1 protein-coding gene is annotated in these 508 nt (G+C 71.9%); it reads left to right on the plus strand.

Annotated elements, in window-relative coordinates; translation table 11 throughout:
- On the plus strand, window positions 1-382 hold a 382-nt coding region (locus D7Y04_RS42545; protein ID WP_199749822.1), incomplete at its 5' end, for an FG-GAP repeat protein.
- Window positions 383-508: the final 126 nt, after the last annotated feature.

The raw sequence follows: 508 nt of genomic DNA on the forward strand, positions 1-508 counted from the left end.
CGGCGTGGCCTCGGAGAGCGTGGGGGCTGTCGTCGGCGCGGGCATCGTGCACGTGTTGCACGGCGCGCCGGGTGGGCTGTCCACTGCGCGTGAGCAGCGCTGGTCTCAAGTGGGCTCCACCGTGGAGGAGGGCGCGGAGCTCCAGGATGCGTTCGGCTCCCGGCTGTCCTCGGGGGACTATGACGGGGATGGCTTCGTGGACCTGGCGGTGGGCGTGCCGTACGAGGACGTGGGGAGCGCGACCGACTCGGGCGCGGTGCAGGTGCTGTACAGCGCGGGTGTCACGGGCCTGTCGCGCGCGGGGGAGCAGCTCTGGTCCCAGGCGCCGTCGGAGCAGACGGACTCGGTGGAGACGGGAGACCGCTTCGGCGAGGGACTCTAGGCCTTCCGGCGCAGGGGCTTTCTCCGTGCCCCCTTGGACTGGTTCTCCCCGGAGGACAGCCGCTCGGGGATGCGCGCGACCAGGATGTCGATGGCCGCGCGCACCTTCGACGGCAGGTGCTTGTTC

The organism is Corallococcus sp. AB038B, assembly GCF_003668955.1.
Classification (GTDB): Bacteria; Myxococcota; Myxococcia; order Myxococcales; family Myxococcaceae; genus Corallococcus; species Corallococcus exiguus.